At 41.9% G+C, this 18,814-nt stretch carries 20 protein-coding genes; 10 read left to right on the plus strand and 10 right to left on the minus strand.

What is annotated here, in order from left to right; genetic code table 11:
* The 5 genes from ACFQ1M_RS08750 to dapF form a co-directional block, all read right to left on the minus strand.
* Positions 1-663 (minus strand): hypothetical protein, encoded by a 663-nt coding sequence (locus tag ACFQ1M_RS08750; RefSeq protein WP_386406947.1) that lies wholly within the window; start codon positions 661-663, stop codon positions 1-3.
* Between the two features lie 110 nt (positions 664-773).
* Positions 774-1,727, minus strand: a complete 954-nt coding sequence (locus tag ACFQ1M_RS08755; RefSeq protein WP_386406950.1) for a DUF2279 domain-containing protein — start codon at positions 1,725-1,727, stop codon at positions 774-776.
* Positions 1,684-2,727, minus strand: a complete 1,044-nt coding sequence (gene mltG / locus ACFQ1M_RS08760) for an endolytic transglycosylase MltG (protein ID WP_386406953.1) — start codon at positions 2,725-2,727, stop codon at positions 1,684-1,686. Before mltG ends, ACFQ1M_RS08755 begins: the two co-directional genes overlap by 44 nt.
* Positions 2,728-2,741: 14 nt before the next feature.
* The gene (locus tag ACFQ1M_RS08765) at positions 2,742-3,260 is read right to left on the minus strand and encodes a GNAT family N-acetyltransferase (protein WP_386406956.1); all 519 of its coding nucleotides are present in this window, start codon (positions 3,258-3,260) and stop codon (positions 2,742-2,744) included.
* Positions 3,248-4,033, minus strand: coding sequence for a diaminopimelate epimerase (dapF, locus tag ACFQ1M_RS08770; protein WP_386406959.1), 786 nt, complete (start codon positions 4,031-4,033; stop codon positions 3,248-3,250). Before dapF ends, ACFQ1M_RS08765 begins: the two co-directional genes overlap by 13 nt.
* 143 nt (positions 4,034-4,176) lie before the next feature.
* On the opposite strand from dapF, the gene ACFQ1M_RS08775 reads away from it, so the two are divergent.
* The 4 genes from ACFQ1M_RS08775 (at position 4,177) to ACFQ1M_RS08790 (ending at position 8,395) form a co-directional block, all read left to right on the plus strand.
* A complete protein-coding gene (locus ACFQ1M_RS08775) occupies positions 4,177-5,586 on the plus strand; it encodes a S1C family serine protease (RefSeq protein WP_386406963.1) in 1,410 nt (469 codons plus the stop codon).
* A 141-nt stretch (positions 5,587-5,727) separates the two neighbouring features.
* Entirely contained in the window at positions 5,728-7,176 is a 1,449-nt protein-coding gene (locus ACFQ1M_RS08780; RefSeq protein WP_386406966.1) for a glyceraldehyde-3-phosphate dehydrogenase, read from the plus strand.
* A gap of 133 nt (positions 7,177-7,309) precedes the next feature.
* Complete coding sequence (locus ACFQ1M_RS08785) at positions 7,310-7,921, plus strand: tRNA (guanine-N1)-methyltransferase (protein ID WP_386406969.1); 612 nt, start codon at positions 7,310-7,312, stop codon at positions 7,919-7,921.
* A gap of 240 nt (positions 7,922-8,161) precedes the next feature.
* Positions 8,162-8,395, plus strand: a complete 234-nt coding sequence (locus ACFQ1M_RS08790) for a hypothetical protein (protein WP_386406971.1) — start codon at positions 8,162-8,164, stop codon at positions 8,393-8,395.
* Between the two features lie 25 nt (positions 8,396-8,420).
* Here ACFQ1M_RS08790 and wecB read toward each other — a convergent pair whose 3' ends face one another.
* The 4 genes from wecB to ACFQ1M_RS08810 are packed head-to-tail and all read right to left on the minus strand — an operon-like array spanning position 8,421 to position 13,547.
* On the minus strand, positions 8,421-9,503 hold the full coding sequence (wecB, locus tag ACFQ1M_RS08795; RefSeq protein WP_386406974.1) for a non-hydrolyzing UDP-N-acetylglucosamine 2-epimerase: 1,083 nt from the start codon (positions 9,501-9,503) through the stop codon (positions 8,421-8,423).
* Complete coding sequence (locus ACFQ1M_RS08800; RefSeq protein ID WP_386406977.1) at positions 9,500-10,804, minus strand: glycosyltransferase; 1,305 nt, start codon at positions 10,802-10,804, stop codon at positions 9,500-9,502. Before ACFQ1M_RS08800 ends, wecB begins: the two co-directional genes overlap by 4 nt.
* Positions 10,804-13,266, minus strand: a complete 2,463-nt coding sequence (locus ACFQ1M_RS08805; RefSeq protein ID WP_386406980.1) for a YfhO family protein — start codon at positions 13,264-13,266, stop codon at positions 10,804-10,806. The genes ACFQ1M_RS08800 and ACFQ1M_RS08805 overlap by 1 nt, the downstream gene beginning before the upstream one ends.
* A gap of 17 nt (positions 13,267-13,283) precedes the next feature.
* Positions 13,284-13,547, minus strand: a complete 264-nt coding sequence (locus ACFQ1M_RS08810; RefSeq protein WP_386406983.1) for a DUF4834 domain-containing protein — start codon at positions 13,545-13,547, stop codon at positions 13,284-13,286.
* A 104-nt stretch (positions 13,548-13,651) separates the two neighbouring features.
* Here ACFQ1M_RS08810 and ACFQ1M_RS08815 point away from each other — a divergent pair, with 104 nt between their 5' ends.
* From ACFQ1M_RS08815 to ACFQ1M_RS08840, 6 genes are all read left to right on the plus strand, one after another.
* Positions 13,652-14,779, plus strand: a complete 1,128-nt coding sequence (locus ACFQ1M_RS08815; RefSeq protein WP_386406986.1) for a transporter — start codon at positions 13,652-13,654, stop codon at positions 14,777-14,779.
* A 25-nt stretch (positions 14,780-14,804) separates the two neighbouring features.
* Positions 14,805-15,923 carry a GNAT family N-acetyltransferase gene (locus ACFQ1M_RS08820; protein ID WP_386406989.1) on the plus strand — a complete coding sequence of 373 codons (1,119 nt, stop codon included), beginning with the start codon at positions 14,805-14,807 and terminating at the stop codon, positions 15,921-15,923.
* 127 nt (positions 15,924-16,050) lie between these two features.
* Positions 16,051-16,494 carry a GNAT family N-acetyltransferase gene (locus ACFQ1M_RS08825; protein WP_386406991.1) on the plus strand — a complete coding sequence of 148 codons (444 nt, stop codon included), beginning with the start codon at positions 16,051-16,053 and terminating at the stop codon, positions 16,492-16,494.
* A 17-nt stretch (positions 16,495-16,511) separates the two neighbouring features.
* Entirely contained in the window at positions 16,512-17,006 is a 495-nt protein-coding gene (locus tag ACFQ1M_RS08830; RefSeq protein ID WP_386406994.1) for a tetratricopeptide repeat protein, read from the plus strand.
* A 168-nt stretch (positions 17,007-17,174) separates the two neighbouring features.
* Positions 17,175-17,852, plus strand: a complete 678-nt coding sequence (trmD, locus tag ACFQ1M_RS08835) for a tRNA (guanosine(37)-N1)-methyltransferase TrmD (protein ID WP_386406997.1) — start codon at positions 17,175-17,177, stop codon at positions 17,850-17,852.
* Between the two features lie 33 nt (positions 17,853-17,885).
* Entirely contained in the window at positions 17,886-18,221 is a 336-nt protein-coding gene (locus tag ACFQ1M_RS08840; RefSeq protein WP_386407000.1) for a hypothetical protein, read from the plus strand.
* Between the two features lie 20 nt (positions 18,222-18,241).
* On the opposite strand, the gene ACFQ1M_RS08845 is transcribed toward ACFQ1M_RS08840, so the two are convergent.
* The gene (locus tag ACFQ1M_RS08845) at positions 18,242-18,619 is read right to left on the minus strand and encodes a hypothetical protein (protein WP_386407003.1); all 378 of its coding nucleotides are present in this window, start codon (positions 18,617-18,619) and stop codon (positions 18,242-18,244) included.
* Positions 18,620-18,814 lie beyond the last annotated feature (195 nt).

Genomic DNA, 18,814 nt, shown 5'->3' on the forward strand with positions numbered 1-18,814 from the left:
CTACGTAATACGTGCCTTTCTATTTGGCGTGATGTATGAAAGGTCATACCCTCCAAACTTCTTCATGTAGCTCTTGATCGAAGTGCCGTATCCATCGTTGAAGCCAATTCTACCCCAACTTTGAAGAAAACGTCGCACATGTCCTGGTCCAGCTAAATGCGCTGCGGCCAAAATACCAGATTCAGTGATTAAGACTCCTTTCATGCGCTTACCAACATAACGTTTGATGTCTTTACGCAACACCCACTTGTTTCGTTCAGTGTTAGCAATAAAGGCTTTCTCCTGCAATGAAGGTGTGTCTAAGAAGAGCTCAACGTTATGAACGCCGATCAATGCTAAAGTACCTTTGCCAAATTGGTACTTGCCCATATAGCCAAAATCGTTAACGGCGAAATAGTCGCCACTCGATTCTCTAAAGCCCAGAGCTTCTTTAAACCCAACAAAATCCTTCTCTAAATAGGGAAGATAAAGTGGTTTTTGAACAGCCTCTTCTTGTCTTCGAATCTCGTCAGCCGTAAGGACAGTTGCCTCTTGGCTTTCGATAACTACATAATTTAAAGGAACGTTTTGGTTATTGTCGGCTTTTTTTGTCGAAGTAAAGCCTAAACTTACGAATGCAATAATTGCAAATAAAATTAAACACTTGACAGTGCTTCTTACCATAAAAATTGCTTTCTCTAAGCCTTACAAATTGTGCCCCAATTAAGCTTAGAATTTCGGCCTGCAAATTTACCATTTTTTTTTAAATTTCACAATATGATCGTTCAAGTGCATTAAAAGTGGAATGAATGGAATTTAAAATCACCATTTGTGGTGATTTCCAAGGCTGGTGCAGGGACCTTTATGAAGTTGATCGTCTTAAACAAAGATCGTAGGAATTTCGACCTGGTTTCTATCTTTGTCAAGTCGATATCCAAACTTAGATAAAACTGTCGATATGGATCTGAACTTCCTGGAAATAAGCGCCGTTGGTCTTCTATGGTTCCTGCGAGCATTCCTTCGCCACCATAACCGAAGGCAACATTGAGCCACCTGGGAAATCTGCTCTCCTCTTTTAAAAAAGAATGAACATTTGCACTAAGCCAATAAGTTTGTCCGTTATAGTCTTTCAACACCTCTTGAAGGTAGTTCTCCCCTAGCTTATTAGGTCGTAGCGCCGCATATTCGCTACGCGAAAAAGAAAACTTAAGACGAATCCGCTGTTCATTCCAAAGCAATTCCTGTCCGATATAGAGTCCGGTGCCGAGGCCATTCGCTGCTACATCGCCCAAAGACGCTCCCCACTCTGCAGAAAATCCGTCCATCACCTCCACAGCCGTTAAAAAGGCAAAGCCCAGGGTGCCGCCATACAGCAGCTGATCGCTCTTTGAGACCCCCGCCCAACGCAGGGTGTTGGCACCAACCTCCCCAACATAATAGGCGGTAAAAATATGGCCCGCCTTATCCATTTGTAACCACTCGTCATTATCATTGATGAATTGAAATGAAGAACGTGGGAAATCGGCATACCACAAACGGTCTAGACCAACCAAAGCAGCTGTTGCCAACGAAGCTTCCGAGATCGCTACAAAGTTCCTTCTGGGCTTATGCAAACTATCCGCCGCCTTGAAAAATGGAGGTGGGGTCAACTGAGCGAATGTGGATGCACTACAAAGCAGTATTAGCCATGTCCAGTTACGCATCCTATCTAAAGATCCTTTGCTTGTCGATCCAGCGTTTGTATTCAATACGATTCCTGTTGTGTTGCGCTAAGGTCTTCGCAAATTTGTGATATCCAAAATTCGTTACATCCGCCACGAAATAGAGATAATCATGCTTTTCTGCATCAAGCACAGCTTCTATAGCGGAGATATCTGGCATGGTGATCGGGCCTGGTGGTACACCCGCGTATTTATAGGTATTATAAGGGGAATCTAACTCTAGGTCTTTGTACAGTACTCGCTTTACGACGGTATCGAAGTTTCCAGTGTGTTTCTTTAAGGCATAGATCACAGTAGGGTCTGCTTGCAGGCGGATGCCCTTTTTGATTCTATTGAGATAGACCCCTGCAACCCTTGGTCGCTCATCAGCCTTCACCGTCTCTTTCTGAACTACTGCCGCCAAGGAAATGATCTCCTCTTCTGTAAGGCCATAGGAAGAAGCTTTCGCTTTCCGACTATCATTCCAAAAACGTTGGTACTCTTCCAACATCCTGTCTCTAAACCCTTCCGCCGAAATATTCCAAAACACTTCATAGCTATTGGGCAAATACATCGCAAGTGCATTATCCTTGGTAAAGCCATTTTTCTTGAGAAACGTACTATCACTAAAGGCCCTCATCAAGGAAACACTATCAGCTTCTATTTGCTGCGCGATCCTTCCTGCAAGACCGTTGAGGCGCTCTTGATTGTTGAAGGATATCCGTATCGGAACGTTATTTACTCGTAATGTATTCACTATATCATTGTTGGTCATTCCTTTCTTTATGATATAGTGTCCCGCCTTTACATTGCTGGCATATCCTTTCTTCTCCGCTGTGGTGACAAAATCGTCCGCATTTTTCAACAAAGGAGCAAGTATTTCCCGAACATCGCCTATACCGGCACCTGTAGGTATATAAATATTAGCCTTCTCATTGTTGAAAGCTGTGTTTGGAGAAAAGAAGACATCATAAAAATGATACACAAACCAACCACCCGCGAGACAGCCGGCCAATACGATGATGGTTAAAATTCTTTTGATATACATAAGATTTAAGTAGGTTATTTTATTTTTTGAAAGAGCAATTGGTCCTTGAAACTTCCGTTTTGATACAGCCAATCGCGTCTCACACCAGCCTGCTCAAAGCCCAAGGAAGTAAATAATTTGATACTGGCCAAATTATCTTCGGCAATATTGGCGTACAGCTGATGTAGGTCGAAATTGGAAAAAGCGTAATCACAGAGTAGCCGGAGTGCCTCGGCCCCATAACCCTTTTGGCGTTCCTTGGCTTCAGCAATGATGATAGCGACCCCCGCCCTTTTATGGATGGCATCAAAATCGAAAAGATCGATAAATCCCAGTTGCTCATCACCTTTACAAATGGTCAACCGTAATTGTTTAGCTTCATAGATGCTTCGATGCGCATTCTCTAAATATTGCTTCAAAACGAATTTGGAATAGGGCGTTCTGGTATCTCCCAGCTCCCAGATACTTTCGTCATTTTCCAGGCGATATAAAAAATCTAAGTCTGTAGGCTCCAAAGCCCTCAAATAGACCTGTGTGCCGATCAAAGTTCCCATGATAATGTGCCTTTAAATACCTGTTTTGCCGGTCCTTTTAAAAATATATTCTTGTACCCGAGACCATTTTTTTCAAAAGAGACCCTTAATCTACCGCCTTGGGTCTCTAGATTGACTTCGTTCTTGGTCGTCTTCCCCAAATGATGCATGGCCAAGGCAACAGCAGTGACCCCAGTCCCGCATGATAAGGTCTCTGCCTCGACGCCGCGTTCATACGTTCGTACGGCAAAGGCATCATCCGAAAGCTGTTTTACAAAATTTACATTACTTCCATCTTCATGATAAGGCGCTCCGTATCGTATGGCAGCACCAACCGCTTGAATGTCCAGGGTCTGTAATGCTTCCTCCATCTGCACATGGTGTGGCGACCCGGTATCGAGGAATACATATGTGCGGTGTTCCTCGATAGTAGGTACATCGATCATTTGCAAAAGCACCTCTTCACCTTCAATTTTTGCAAAATGTACGCCGTCGGTCGCGATAAAAGTAGCCTCATGCTCTATCACTCCCAAAAAGTTGGCAAATGCCACCAAACATCGTCCACCATTACCACACATACTACTTTCATTACCATCGGCATTATAATAGACCATCTTAAAATCTGTCATATTATCATTCTGAAGAAGTATCAATCCGTCAGCACCAATGCCAAATCGTCTGTCACAGAGTCTGGCTATCAATTTGGTATCGTTTTTGGAAAAGGTTTCTTCGCGATCATCGATAAGAACAAAATCGTTGCCTGTACCTTGATATTTATAAAATAAAAGCTGCATTACAGTTAAGAAAACGTGAAAAGCAAAGGTACAAATATTTTTAGCGTATCGCCGCTGTTAAAAACTGGTTAAAGTTGATCACAGCGAATAATAAAGAACCTAATTTAGTGTTGAACAAGTATGTTAAAAAACCTGAAATGACTATGAAGAAAATTGCTAGTTTACTTTTTGTTTCCATCTTAGGAGGTGCTTTGACGTTAGGCGCCTATAAGGTATTTATTGAAAAACCTCAAACCGTTGTACAGTCTGAGGACCTGCAACCAACCATGATCCCCACCAACTATCCCATAAGCACCAACGCTCCCATCAATGGAGTTTCTGATCTTGATTTTACCGCAGCTGCAGAGAAGACGGTCAATGCTGTTGTACACGTCAAAAATACAAAGATCACTTCGGGATCGAATAGTATCTTCGATCTGTTCTACGGGAATTCTGGGAGAGGGAGAACGCAGATAGGAACGGGATCTGGGGTCATCATCTCGCAAGATGGATATATTGTTACAAACAATCATGTGATCGATGGCTCTACAGAAATTCAAGTGAAATTGAATAACAACAAGGTCTATGATGCCAAATTGGTAGGTGCTGACCCAAATACGGATATTGCCTTGTTGAAAATCGAAGCCGAAGACCCACTTACCTATATCGCTTTTGGAGATTCGGATACCACAAAGATCGGTGAATGGGTCTTGGCTGTAGGAAATCCGTTCAATTTGACTTCTACGGTCACTGCTGGCATCATCAGTGCCAAGGCTAGAGACTTGAACGAGGCAGATGGGAAAAATCAAGCCTTTATTCAAACCGATGCGGCGGTCAATCCTGGAAACAGCGGCGGCGCCCTTGTAAATACTCGTGGTGAGCTTGTAGGTATCAATACCGCCATCACCTCTCAAACCGGTTCGTATGTGGGCTATTCTTTTGCCGTGCCCAGTAATATTGCCAAGAAGGTCGTTGAGGATATTTTAGAATTTGGTAACGTACAGAAAGGGCTTTTAGGAATCTATCAGGCTAACCTGTATTCGGAATTCGCTGAACAAAATGGGCTGCGAGAAATAGAAGGAGTCTATATTGGCGGTATCGTCGAAGACTCTGGTGCAGAAGATGCAGGCCTTAAAGAAGGGGACGTGATCAAAAGATTGGACAACCTAAAGATCAAGAAATTCTCGGATTTGGCAGGCTATATCGAGGCCAAGCGTCCAAATGATGTCGTGGAAGTGACGTTTGAACGAAACGGGAAAACGCTGACGCGCGAGGTGACGCTTAAGAAGAATCAACGAATGACCATTCAGGAATTAGGGCTTGAGGTCAAAAATCCAAGCACCAAAGAACGTAAGGTCTTTAAGAAACAAAAAGGTGTCATCATCACAAGATCGGTGAGCCCGTACATGAGCAACTATGATCTTGAAGGCAAATTGTTGGTCGAGATCAATGGTGAAGAAGTTATCACCATTGAAGATGTAAGAGCCATTTTACAAAATGCAGACCCTCGTGAGAATACAGTCGTAGTGATCATCGACGAAAACGGTGAGCGAGAGCGGCTTATTTTTAGATAATTCACAAAAAAAATATAGTAAAGACCTCTGAAATTCAGGGGTCTTTATTTTTTTACCTTTTTCTTTACGAAAACGTTTGAAATTAATACTTTTGCGCCAAATTTTTAATCCTCGTATTAATGAGGAAAAGAAACAAAAGCAATGAGCAACACAAAAACCTACGAGAAAGAACTCGCTTTTCAGGCAGATCGCCGAAGAGCTACGGTAGAATTCATTAAAGTGGTCAGCGATCTTTGGTATGATAAGTCCATCGAATTGGTCCTCTTTAGAAATCAACTGATCGACCGCAATGTAAGCGAGATCCTTAACCTGCATGAATATGCCGGTGCATTCGTGCAAAAGCCCATCTCGATCTTCGACAGTGTAGAGATAGCCCAAGCAATCAATTTGCTCAACTTCCCTCCTGCCAAGTTGGACATTGGAAAACTTACTTACGAATATCATCTCGAAGAAAACAAATACAACAATGCCACCTCTTTTGTTGCAGACAAGCTAAGGGATGCCCAAAACTCGGATGAGATCACTCCAAAGGATGTTGTTTTATATGGCTTTGGACGCATTGGACGCTTGCTGGCAAGAGAATTGATGACACGCACCGGGACTGGAAGTCAGCTAAGGCTGAGAGCGATCGTAACCCGTGGGAAGGTGGATGCCTCTGTATTGGAAAAGCGTGCTTCCTTACTTAGAAACGATTCAGTACATGGAGATTTTAACGGGACGGTGACCATAGACGAGGTCAATAGCGCACTTCTGATCAATGGAACGACGGTCCATGTGATCGCTGCCGATACCCCTGAAGAGATCGACTATACCGAGTACAACATCAACGACGCCCTGATCATCGACAATACTGGGGCGTTTAGAGATGAAGAAGCGTTGAGTAGGCATCTAAAAGCGAAGGGTGCAGACAAAGTATTGCTAACAGCACCAGGAAAAGGAGTTCCCAACATCGTGCATGGTGTCAATCATAACAATTATGATCCGGACACTATAGACATATTCTCTGCTGCTTCTTGTACAACCAACGCCATTACGCCCGTTCTTAAGGCTGTCGAAGATAGTCTTGGGATCGTACACGGACATCTAGAGACCATCCATGCCTACACCAACGACCAGAACCTGGTTGATAATATGCATAAAAAATATCGAAGAGGAAGGGCTGCTGCGCTCAATATGGTGATCACCGAGACCGGAGCAGGAAAAGCCGTAAGCAAAGCACTTCCGTCACTTGAAGGAAAACTTACCTCCAATGCGATTCGCGTACCTGTGCCTAATGGCTCTTTGGCCATTCTGAAATTAGAAGTGGAGAAAGCCACATCCGTGGATGGCTTCAACACCATCATGAAAAAATATGCGCTTGAAGGCAATCTGGTAGAACAGATCAAATATGAGATCAGCGACGAACTGGTATCTTCAGACATTGTTGGCTCACCCGCACCCTCTATTTACGATAGTAAAGCCACCATTGTTAGAGAGGACGGAAAGGGATTGGTACTTTATATTTGGTACGACAATGAATACGGCTATAGCCATCAGGTGATCAGGTTGGCAAAATATATTTCTAAAGTGAGAAGATACACGTACTACTAAAATATTGATTACTAATTATTTAAACCTCGCCTACGGCGGGGTTTAAATTTTCTATTGAATTTCTGACAAAAATTATCTTCATTTGACACAATAAATAGATGAAAGTATCGTTAGTTTCCCAAACCCAATGACCATGAAATTGAGAAATACATTTTATTCTTTAGTAGCTTTATTCACAATACAATTTAGCTTTGCGCAAAGTACTCCAGCCCAAAACCTTTCCTTAGATTCTGGAACCATCGATGATCAATTCGAGTTTGTCATCAAAAAATCCTCAAATTGGCAAGAATTTGAAGTCATAAAGAAAACTTGGATGGCGCAATTGCGAAGTCATGTGAATGACACCTTAGCAAAAAACAAATTGCAATTTCTAGCTGCCCAAAAAACGATAAGTGAGCAACAAAGTCAAATCTCATCCTTAAAATCCTCTTTAGAGGATACACAATCCAATCTCTCTTCCGTTACTGCCGAACGTGATAATATATCCTTCTTTGGTCTTGCCACTTCCAAGGGTGTATACAAGAGTATCATGTGGGGAATTGTTGCCGGGTTGTTCGCGCTATTCTTATTCTTTGTCTTCAAGTTTAAGAATAGTAACGTCATTACGCAGGAAGCCAAGCAAAACCTCGCAGAGTTGGAAGAAGAATATGAGATCCACCGTCGTACGGCCTTAGAAAGGGAACAAAAAGTAAGACGTCAGCTTCAAGATGAGATCAATAAGAATAAGGCGCTTTCTAAAACCTGATTTTTTTAAATCATATTTTATTTATTATCAGAAGGTTACATTTTATAGTTGACCTTTTTAGGAAAACTTTGCTCTAAAAGCATAAATTTTTCTTAAATTTAATTACATAATATGTTCTTGGAACATAGACTACCCCCATTATAGAGCATGGACTTCGAGCCGCCTTCAATCTTTCCGTAGCAACTAATATGACAGTGGCCCGTTATGTCTGCATACATTAACGTTGGTAAAATAGTAGCTATGAAGAACTATTACACTTACAGATTTAATGTCGATGGGGAGATCATTACCTATGGCATTACGACCGATCTAAAAACAGAAGAAAAGAATCTACGACTTAAAAATGCCTCGCTGGTCTTTGCGGAGAACAGTTTTATCCCCTATGAGAATGGCCGAATTGAGCAAATTGGATGTATTACCTCTTTGGCAATGGCCAAAAAATGGCTAAGAAAGAAATCGCCTATCGCCCCATGATCCAAAGTGGTTCGTAAACTTTATTCTAGGAATCTACCATTTTTACAATGGCCTCATAGATACGCTGACCGACATGGGTCCCAAAAATGGGTTCGTCAAAATCTTTGTTTCCGGCCCATTCGTTTACTGCTGAAAATATCTCAGTCGCTTTTGGCCTCACGAGTTTTGCGAAATTGCGATCGACCAACTCTATCCACTCCGTCTCGTCGCGCAAGACCAGTGCATTCTTTTTGCAAAAGAAAGCCTCCTTCTGTAATCCACCGCTATCTGTGATGACCAATACACATTTGTTCAGCAATTGTAACATGTCGAAGTATCCGACAGGATCGATGAGCTTTACATTGGTCGCTATCTTTTGATCTTTGAGTCGCTGCGCTGTTCGGGGGTGCAAGGGCAATATCACCTTGAGCGATTCATGCACTAGATCCAACCCTTTGAACAGTTCTCGCAACCTATTCGGGTCATCCGTATTTTCTTGCCTATGAATCGTTGCTAGCACAAAGGCGTCATTTTCAAGACCTAATTTGGAGATAATAGCTGACTTCTCTTCAGCCATTTTGCTATAATGAATGACGGCGTCCTTCATGATGTCGCCGGTGAGCATCACTTCAGACTCAAAATCATCAAATCCTTCGGCTTTCAAATTCTCGATGGCGGTTGTGGTTGGACAACAGAGCAAATCGGATATTCGGTCTGTGAGAATCCTATTCACCTCCTCAGGCATTCGCATATTGAAAGATCGAAGTCCTGCTTCCACATGTACGACCTTGATGTGTAGCTTCTTCGCTGCTAGCGCTCCTGCCAAGGTGCTGTTGGTATCGCCATAAACGATCACCATTGCTGGCTTTTCAACTAGCAGCACCTCCTCAATCTTCTCTAGCATCTGCCCTGTCATCGCTCCGTGACCAAGCTCATTGATGTCCAAATTATACTTTGGTCTTGGGATCTGCATCTCTTCAAAAAAAACAGCACTCATGTTGGTATCGAAATGCTGCCCCGTGTGGACGATCACCTCCTCTAGCAGACCCTGCTTTCTGATGATCCTGCTAAGCACCGCAGCTTTTACAAACTGAGGTCTTGCTCCGATAATCGTAACTATTTTCTTCATTCGGTCATGTCATTTAGAAGCTTTGCCAGCTGACGTGTTCCTTCCTTTCTACTATATTTATCTGCCTCTGAAGCGTTTCCCACTAATTTTCCTGACTCATAAGTTGAAAACAGCTGTAAAATATGCGCTTTCAATGATATAGCATCCTTAAAATCGAAGATAGTTCCCGCACCACTTTCATCGAGAATCGCCGCAAGATCACCATCGGTTGGGCCAATGGCCAATATAGGTCTTCCAGATGCGATGTACTCGAACACTTTCCCGGTTACGATTCCTTTGGCACTAGGGACATTATTTACCAACAACAACAACAACTGTGATCGCTGCTGGAATTTCTGCGCCTCCGAGTGTGCTACATACCCAACGAGTTGTAAATGGTCTTTTAGTCCAAATGACTTGATGCTCTCGCTCACCTTTTCGCTCACTTTACCAATGAGTCTGATGATGATTTTTTTGGCAAAAGAAACATTTTGTTGGGTCAATTCGCCTAAAACCTGCCATAGCATCTCCGGGTTTCTATCTTCGTTGAGCGAACCGATATACGCAATGCTAAACTCCTTATCCAATGTGTTCTCGTAAGTAGCGAGTTTCGGAAGATCATGACCGTTAAGAATTACCGAAACATGATCGGTGTGTGCTAGGAACTCCTGTCTCATAGTATTCCCAACCACCACAACTTGGTCTGCGTTTTTCAAAACACGCTGTTCTAGTTGGTGATGCTTGGCCAATGACCCTTTGGAAAAAGGTAATTTATGAAAAAAATCGATGTTCGTCCATGGGTCTCTAAAGTCCGCTAACCAAGGAATATCATGGTGTTCTTGTAATTTTAAAGCGATCAAATGCATGCTATGGGGTGGACCTGTGGACACGATCACATCGACAGGTTGTTCCTTTAAATATTTGGAAAGGAATTTTACCGATGGGGAGACCCAAGATCTTCTAGGGTCTGGAATAAACCAATTGGCGCGTATCCAATATTTGATCTTTCCGAAGACCGAACGACTCGAGGCGTCATCAATAAATCCGGCATTTGTACTATCTTGGCCCTTCTTAGAAAAAAAATTGGCCAATTTATAAGGCTCCCAAATAGGTCTTTTAACTATTTTGATGTCTTTAGGGATCTCCTCTAACAAGGAAGCATCTTTGATATCAAAATCAGGATTTTCTGGAGTGTAGATGATCGGCTCCCAGCCAAAATCTCTCAAATACTTTACAAATTTAAGCCAGCGCTGTACGCCCGAGCCTCCACTTGGTGGCCAGTAGTAGGTAATGATCAATACTTTTTTTCGTGTATCCGCCACTAACTGCCCGATTCTATGTTTTCTTCCGTGTTTTTGGTGCGTTTTCTATTCCAGATAAATCCCCCCAGTAGCAACAAGAACGCAAGTCCGTAACTCGCCAAGGTGATCGTCGTGCCTTTTTTAATGACCTCTGGTTCAAACCTAAATTCGATGGTATGATTCCCTGAAGGAACTGGAAGTGCCCTGAGCACGTAGTTCGCCATGTAATGCGGAACTTTTACCCCGTCGATATAGGCGTTCCAACCGTCTTCGTAATAGATCTCCGAAAATACCGCAAACCCGTCTGTTTTTCTGCTACTTTTAAAGGTCTGATGGTCGGACCGATGATTTTCAAGGATGATCACATCGGTTGAATCGTTGGTAAACGTTCTCTTAGCTACCAGATTGGCGAAGTCCTCCTCCATCACCGCATTTTGTCGAAGGTTCACATCCTTTAATGCCAAGATGGCCTCATTGGGTCCCTGCACCACTTTTAGCGTATCGATGAACCATGCATTACCAAAGGCATAAGGATTTGTAAGTGCTACCTCATTGCCATTTTCTCCTTGTCGAATAATATACTTGGCATTCAACATATTCAATACCTGAATATTATTTTGAGAGATATGGAACTCGTAAAGGTCTTGAAATCTTCTCAACTTGGCCGCATGATATCCCAAAACCGCATTGTGAAAATAGGAGGTTCGAGAGCTTCCCAAACCACCGGAAGGCTCATAAACACGATAATGTCCTTTATCTTTTAATATCTCCCTATCCGCTTGCGTCATCTTAAATGGTTGCTCGTACTTACGTTCGGAAACGAAACTGTCGGCATTGACGTAGCGCTTTCCGACTCCGACCAGGTCGACGACTAACAACACTCCCAGGGCGACCAATACGGGCGTTTTCTTCAACCTTTGCAGTGTGAACAACCACAAGGCTGCAGCGGTAAAGCCAACAAACAGTAAAGACCGCATGGCGTCTTTGAATAAAATCAGCTCTCTATCGGCGATCAAATTATCCATAAAACCAGGGCCATAGATCTGGCCAAAGACATTGGCATAATAATCATCGTTGACGCCGGTATAATCGAAACTCCCCTTCAACAGTATAAAGGCAACCGCAATACCACCGGTGATGATCAAACTCCACTTTAACGAACGTTGTCGTTGGACTGCTGTTGTTTCTTCTGCAAAGAACTTACGCAATCCTAGAATGGCCAAAATAGGCACTACCAATTCTACGATGACCTGAGCCGAAGATACTGCCCTGAATTTATCATAGAGCGGAAAATGGTCGATCATGAAGTTGGTGAGCAAGGAAAAATTCTTCCCATAAGACAAAAGCAACATAAAGATCCCTCCAATCAACAAAGACCATTTTAATTTCCCTTTCACCAAGAAGAGGGCCATGACGAAGAGGAAGATCACCACAGCTCCCAAGTACGCAGGAGCGGCTACAATAGGTTGATTTCCCCAATACATTGGCAAACGTTCTACGATGTCTGCGGCCTGAGACGGTCTAGCGCCAATACTTAAAAGGTATTCATAACTGTTGGAATTCTTTCCCAAGCGTTCTCCATTGGAACCACCCATCAATCTAGGTATAAATAGGTCGAAAGATTCTAAGATGCCATAACTATAATCGGTGATATAGTCCTTGGAGAGCGCGCTTGCAGCCTCCTTCGAGGAACCATCAGGATTTATTGTCAATTCGTTCTTTCCCCTGATGCTTTCTTTCACATACTCTTGGGTTGCCATGATAGGTGTTGCATTCATGCCAATGGAAAGAATGACCGCCACCAGTAGGACACTGACCGAGGTGAAAAAATGTTTTAATTCGCCATCCTTATAAGCATGATATAAGAAGACCCCTCCGATAGCAAGAACCAAAAAGAACAGATAATAGGTCATTTGATAATGATTGGCACTGATCTCCAGACCCATAAATAGTGTAGTGAGCGCAAACCCCAAGAGGTATTTTCTTTGAAATACCAGAAATATACCAGAGAGAATGAACGGCATATAGCCTATGGCATTTGCTTTAGAATTGTGACCTACCCCAAGAATGATGATCATGTAGGTAGAAAGGCCAAAGGCCAACGCACCCAAAAATGCCAGTTTATAATCGATTTTCAAAACCAGCAGCAACACATAAAAACCGATGAAATATAGAAACACCGCACTCGCAGGTGCTGGGATCACTCGCAAGGAGCTATTGATGTCTCGTAGATAATTATGAGGATATAATGCGCTGACCTGATAGGCAGGCATGCCACCAAAGAGATTATCTGCCCAATACGGTTCTTCCCCATGCTCCTCTCGAAACTCCACTACGGATCTCGAGGCTCCCTTAAATTGAGTGATGTCGCTTTGTTCAAGCTTCTTTCCTTGAAGAACAGGATGAAAATAGGCAATGGCTATGATTACAAAAGAAAGTACCACCAAGAGATGTGGCACCCATTTCTTTATACTGAATTTCATTATTTGTCGTTTAAAAGTCAGTCAATTTCTTCAAATTCTATGTATTCACCAACAGATGGATTACTTTTTTTTGAAGAAGCGGTCCTTTTGTCGACTGTCACCTCTCCTTCTTTTGAGGAAGTATGATGCTGATATTGTTGAAACTGTGAAGTAAACTTTTTCTCTACCCTTCTAAATAGATAACGCAAGATATAGGGTGAGAGTAATCTTAAAAGATAAGAAACCACCAATATGATAAGAATAACATTGAGAACCCCAATAAGAGATGCTGTTTGTGTCATGAAACGCTTTTTAACAAAAATACAATTCTCAATTTTCAATTAAGTCGCAAACCATCTTAAAATAATAATAAATTCTACTATATTTGGTCCAAACCTAGATGCCTATGACAGCTGCCATACGCTACTTTTTTTACACAGCCCTATTTCTAAGCCTTCACCCTGTTTTTTCTCAATATACAGAGTTCATCAATTCTAATCGCCCAGGAGAATCCTTTGGCGCTTATAGTGTAGGGAAAAACGTACTTCAATTTGAGGTAGGCAATCGCGTGGAATTCATGAAACATGAAAGCTACAACGATTCGAAAGTAGTTGCCTATGGAATAGATTTTGTGGTGAGATATGGCTTTTGGCGCGAAGAGTTCGAGGTCATATGGGAAGCCGACTTTCAGATCGATCAATTGACCAATCGGGTAAGCTTTCCGACCAGACAAGATATGAGGTCGGGGTTCGTGAAAAACACCATCGGAGCTAAATATCTCTTGTTTGACCCTTATAAGCAAGAGCCTAAGGAACGTGAGCCAGATCTTCGCAGCTGGAAGGCCAACAACAAATTTCGATGGAGTGATCTCTTACCCGCCGTATCAGTATATGCAGGATTTAACCTAGCGGTAAGCAGAGACACCTACCCCTACAATGATTTTTTTAGTGATATTACAATCCTTGGTATCAACAGTGATCTTAAAGAGCCGATCTTAAGCCCGAAGATCGCGGTGGGAGCGCAGAGCCATTTTCTTCCAACTTGGGTGGCAGTGGCAAATATCAGTTATAACAGAATAGGCACTGAGTTTCCCGAACTTGGATTTGTACTGACCGCGACCAAGAATCTAAATCCCAGATGGTCTGTATATAGCGAGATCCAAGGAGTGAGCAGTGATGTGTATGCTGATATGCTGATAAGAGCTGGTGGTGCCTATATGCTGAATAAGAATTTACATGCAGAGGCATCCATTGGAGGTAATTTGAAAAGCACTCCTTCCCGTACTTTTGTTAATTTTGGCGCCTCGTATAGATTGGACTATCACGAAGATGAAAAAGCCGATTTTGCCAAGTATAAGAAGCGTCTAGAAAGGAAAAAAGCCAAAGACAAGAAAAAAGCCAAGGATAAAACGAGACGTGATCGTAAAAAAGAGCTGAAAAAGAAACGAAAAGACAAGAAGAAGGCAAAGAAGGAAGAAGATTCCGAAGAGAATGAGGAGAATGATGATGACGAACAGGATGAAGAAAATAAATAAATAAAACCTATACAACACGGACTGAATGATCGAGGTAAGGGAAGCCAAAAGTAAAAAGGAATTACTCCAGTTTGTAAAATTTCCATTTGTCCTGTATAAGGATTGCAAGCAATGGGTTCCTCCGATAATCAAAGAGGAGTTGGAAAGTATGGACCCAGCATCCAATCCTGTCTTTAGGAATGCTGAGGCAACATATTTTCTGGCCTATAAAGACAATGAGGTCGTCGGTCGGATCGCAGCCATTATCAACTGGGTGGAGGTCAATGAACAGCAAAAGAGAAAGGTGCGATTTGGCTGGTTCGATACTATAGATGATATCGAAGTTACGAGGGCGCTCCTCGCCAAGGTAACCGATGTAGGAAAGCGTAAGAACCTAGACTTTATAGAAGGTCCTGTTGGATTTTCTAATTTGGATAAGGCTGGATTGCTTATCGAAGGTTTTGATGAGCTAAACACCATGGTCACTTGGTACAATTATCCTTATTATAAAGAACACTTTGAAGAGCTTGGCTTTGAAAAATCTGCTGAATGGGTAGAGTATAAGATTCAAATCCCCGAAAAATCACCAGAAAAAGTAAAAAAATTCTCGGACATTATAATGAAACGTTACAAGCTGAAACTCATCAACTTCAAAACCTCGAAGGAGATCATTCCCTATGTGGACGAAATGTTCGATTTACTGAATAAGACCTACAATAATCTTCAAACATTTGTTCCCATTCAACAATATCAGATAGATCATTACAAAGAAAAGTACATCCGTTACATTCATCCAGACTTTATCAAATGTATTGCCGATGAGAGCGGAAAGCTCATAGCCTTTGCCATAACGATGCCCTCCTTTTCAAAAGCCTTGAAAAAGATGAAAGGCAAGTTGTTTCCATTTGGCTTCGTTCATATCCTTAAAGCACAACGCAAAAATGACACTGCCTCCTTCTATTTGATCGGGATAGATCCTGAGTATCAAAATAAGGGCGTTACAGCGATCATCTTCCAAAAAATGAACCAGACTTTCAACGAGTTTGGCATTAAAAAGGTTGAGACCAATCCAGAACTTGAGGAAAACAAGGCCATTCAACAACTTTGGAAGAATTACGACCATCGCTTACACAAACGCAGAAGGACTTTTAAAAAGGCATTATAGTAACTCACTTCCTTATAGCAATTAGAAAAATTGTTTTAGCATTTGCTGCTATTGAAAAAACAATGATCTTCAAGATGCCCGATGCCTTCTTGTTTTAAGATATGCACAATAATAGTATCTTTAATACATGAAAATTCTATTTGCCGCTGAAGAACATCTAGATGCCTTGATTCCATTATTCGATGGATACCGGGTCTTTTACAAGCAGAAGAGCGACCCCGAAGGTGCCAAAAGATTTTTGAGGGAGCGATTGGCCCTGAAGGAAGCGACCATTTTACTGGCACTCAAAGATGATGAGACCCCGATCGGTTTCATTCAGCTTTTTCCTATTTTTTCTTCTGTGACCATGGAGCGCATGTATCTCCTCAATGATCTTTTTGTCGCAAAAGAAGAACGATGCAAAGGAGTTGGGCAGGCCTTGCTCAATGCTGCCAAGGAACTGTGTGTCAAAAAAAATTATAAAGGACTGGCCTTACAAACTGAAGTAGATAATCCAGCTCAAAAATTATATGAATACTTAGGATGGGTAAGGGATCCTGACCTTCACTATTTTTGGAAAGCACGATATTAAATAATATTCAAACAACTATGGACCATCTAACAAAACTCGAAGAACTCCTTAACCAAGCTAACATGGATATCAGGGATGGCTACTATGACAAGGCTTCCGACAATCTGGAAAAGATCATTGACATGGACCCAAATTTTGGAAAGGCCTATAATCACATGGGGTATCTCTACGAGGCCAAATTCAAAGACTATGAAAAAGGCGAAACCCTTTATAAGTTATGTCTAGAGAAAAGCCCCCTCTACCCTAGCGTCTATTACAACTATGCGGTGCTGTTGTCCACTCTAGGAAAATATGAGGAACTCGAAGAGCTATTGGAAAAGGCACTTGATATCCCTGGCATCATCAAGTCTACGATATTTAACGAATATGGCATTATGCGTGAACAACAAGGAAAATTGGATGACGCCATCGATTACTACAAGAAATGCGGGTTGAATACCTTAGACAAAAATGTGCTTAGCCGGGCCAAGGAATCTATTGAGCGTTGCAAGCTGAAGAAAGAATTAATGTAGAATACTTACGATCACATGTACAGAATCTTCCCATCTTTACAGTATTAAAGTTGAAAGTTGGAGGTTAAAGATTTGAAATTTGAGAGTTGAACGAAGCATTAGGCTCTATCGAAAGTGTGACTAGGAAAATTTGGCATCTTAACTAACGACTAAACTTCCGAATATTATATGCGCATAGATATCATCACCGTAGTTCCAGACCTTTTAAGAAGCCCATTTGAAGCGTCAATACTAAAGAGAGCTATCGAGGCCAAATTAGTTGAAGTTCATATTCACAATCTCAGAGACTATAGCACTAATAATTACAAGCAAATTGATGATTACCAATTTGGTGGAGGTGCCGGAATGGTAATGATGGTAGAGCCTATCGACAAATGTATCACTGAACTTAAGGGCCAAAGAGACTACGATGAGATCATTTATATGACCCCAGATGGGAAGACTTTTGATCAAGGAATCGCCAACGAGTTATCGCTAAAAGAAAACCTGATCATCCTCTGCGGACACTATAAAGGTGTGGACCAACGCGTACGTGATCATTTTATTACTAGAGAGATCTCCATTGGAGACTTTGTACTCTCGGGAGGAGAGCTGGGCGCCGCAGTGCTTTGCGATGCTGTCATAAGGCTCATACCAGGTGTGCTGGGGAACGAGACCTCGGCGCTGACGGATTCTTTTCAAGATGGCCTTTTGGCACCCCCTATTTATACACGTCCGTCCGAATATAAAGGATGGAAAGTTCCAGATGTCCTGCTTTCTGGACATACTGCGAAAATCGAGGCGTGGCGAGAAGAGCAAGCGTATGAGCGAACAAAAAAATTGCGGCCAGACCTTCTGGAAGACTAACTAATTTAAACACTAACCCAATAAATATAGACCATGAGTAGTCACGAAATCTTATTCTCTATACAATCAATATTGTATTTCATCTTAATGCTTGCCATATTGATATTCTCCATCATTCTTTTGGCAAAAAAGAAAGGTATCGCGGGCATTCTCATGACCGTCGGTAGTGCTTTGAACATCATTATTGGTGCTTTCCGAAGGCTAGAACCTTTGCTATTTACAAGTGAGTATAGCGGAGCAAGTGCCGAAAACTATATGATGCGACAAGCATTGATCGGCATAGCAGACCTATTCTTTTATGCCATATTCGTGGTGGGACTTATCATTCTCATTTTAGAGAACATCAAACCGAAGCATACCACTTCGTAATCTAAAATAGCTGAGAGAAGTTATACCACCACTGGTCCTTCGTTACGCTTTCCGATGATCTCTACAAACCAGTAGATCAGTTGTCCTATTCCAGAGGCAAAGACAAATAGAAGTATCCATACCAATAATAGGTTATGTTCTTTTAAGTTTGGATTTTTCACTGCATGTACGATGTAAAAGACCAAACTACCTAATGAAATGAATACCATTAAAAAGATCATGACGATAAAAAATGCTAGTCCGCCAAAAAATTCCATAGGAGGACCATCTGCATTCTCCAATTGCTCAATATTCGAAAATGTGGCCAAAAAGAAAACAAAATAGGCAATGACCATCAAAAAAAGACCTATGAATGGTGCGAGGGCAAAAAAACCTTGCCAAAATCTACTGTTTAACATAATTATAAAGGTTAGATGTTTAAATACTGAATGATAATCGTTCGCATATAGGTATCGAGAATGTAAAAAAGGTTACACAAAATTTAAAAAAATCGTTTCAGTTTGGAATAAATGATTAATTTTGCAGCCACATTGGTCCAACCTCTGGCGAGAATCGCGAACGTTGTGCTGAGATAACTTTTTTAAATCCTATAA

The sequence above is a fragment of the Sungkyunkwania multivorans genome (genome assembly GCF_042675645.1).
Classification (GTDB): domain Bacteria; phylum Bacteroidota; class Bacteroidia; order Flavobacteriales; family Flavobacteriaceae; genus Sungkyunkwania; species Sungkyunkwania multivorans.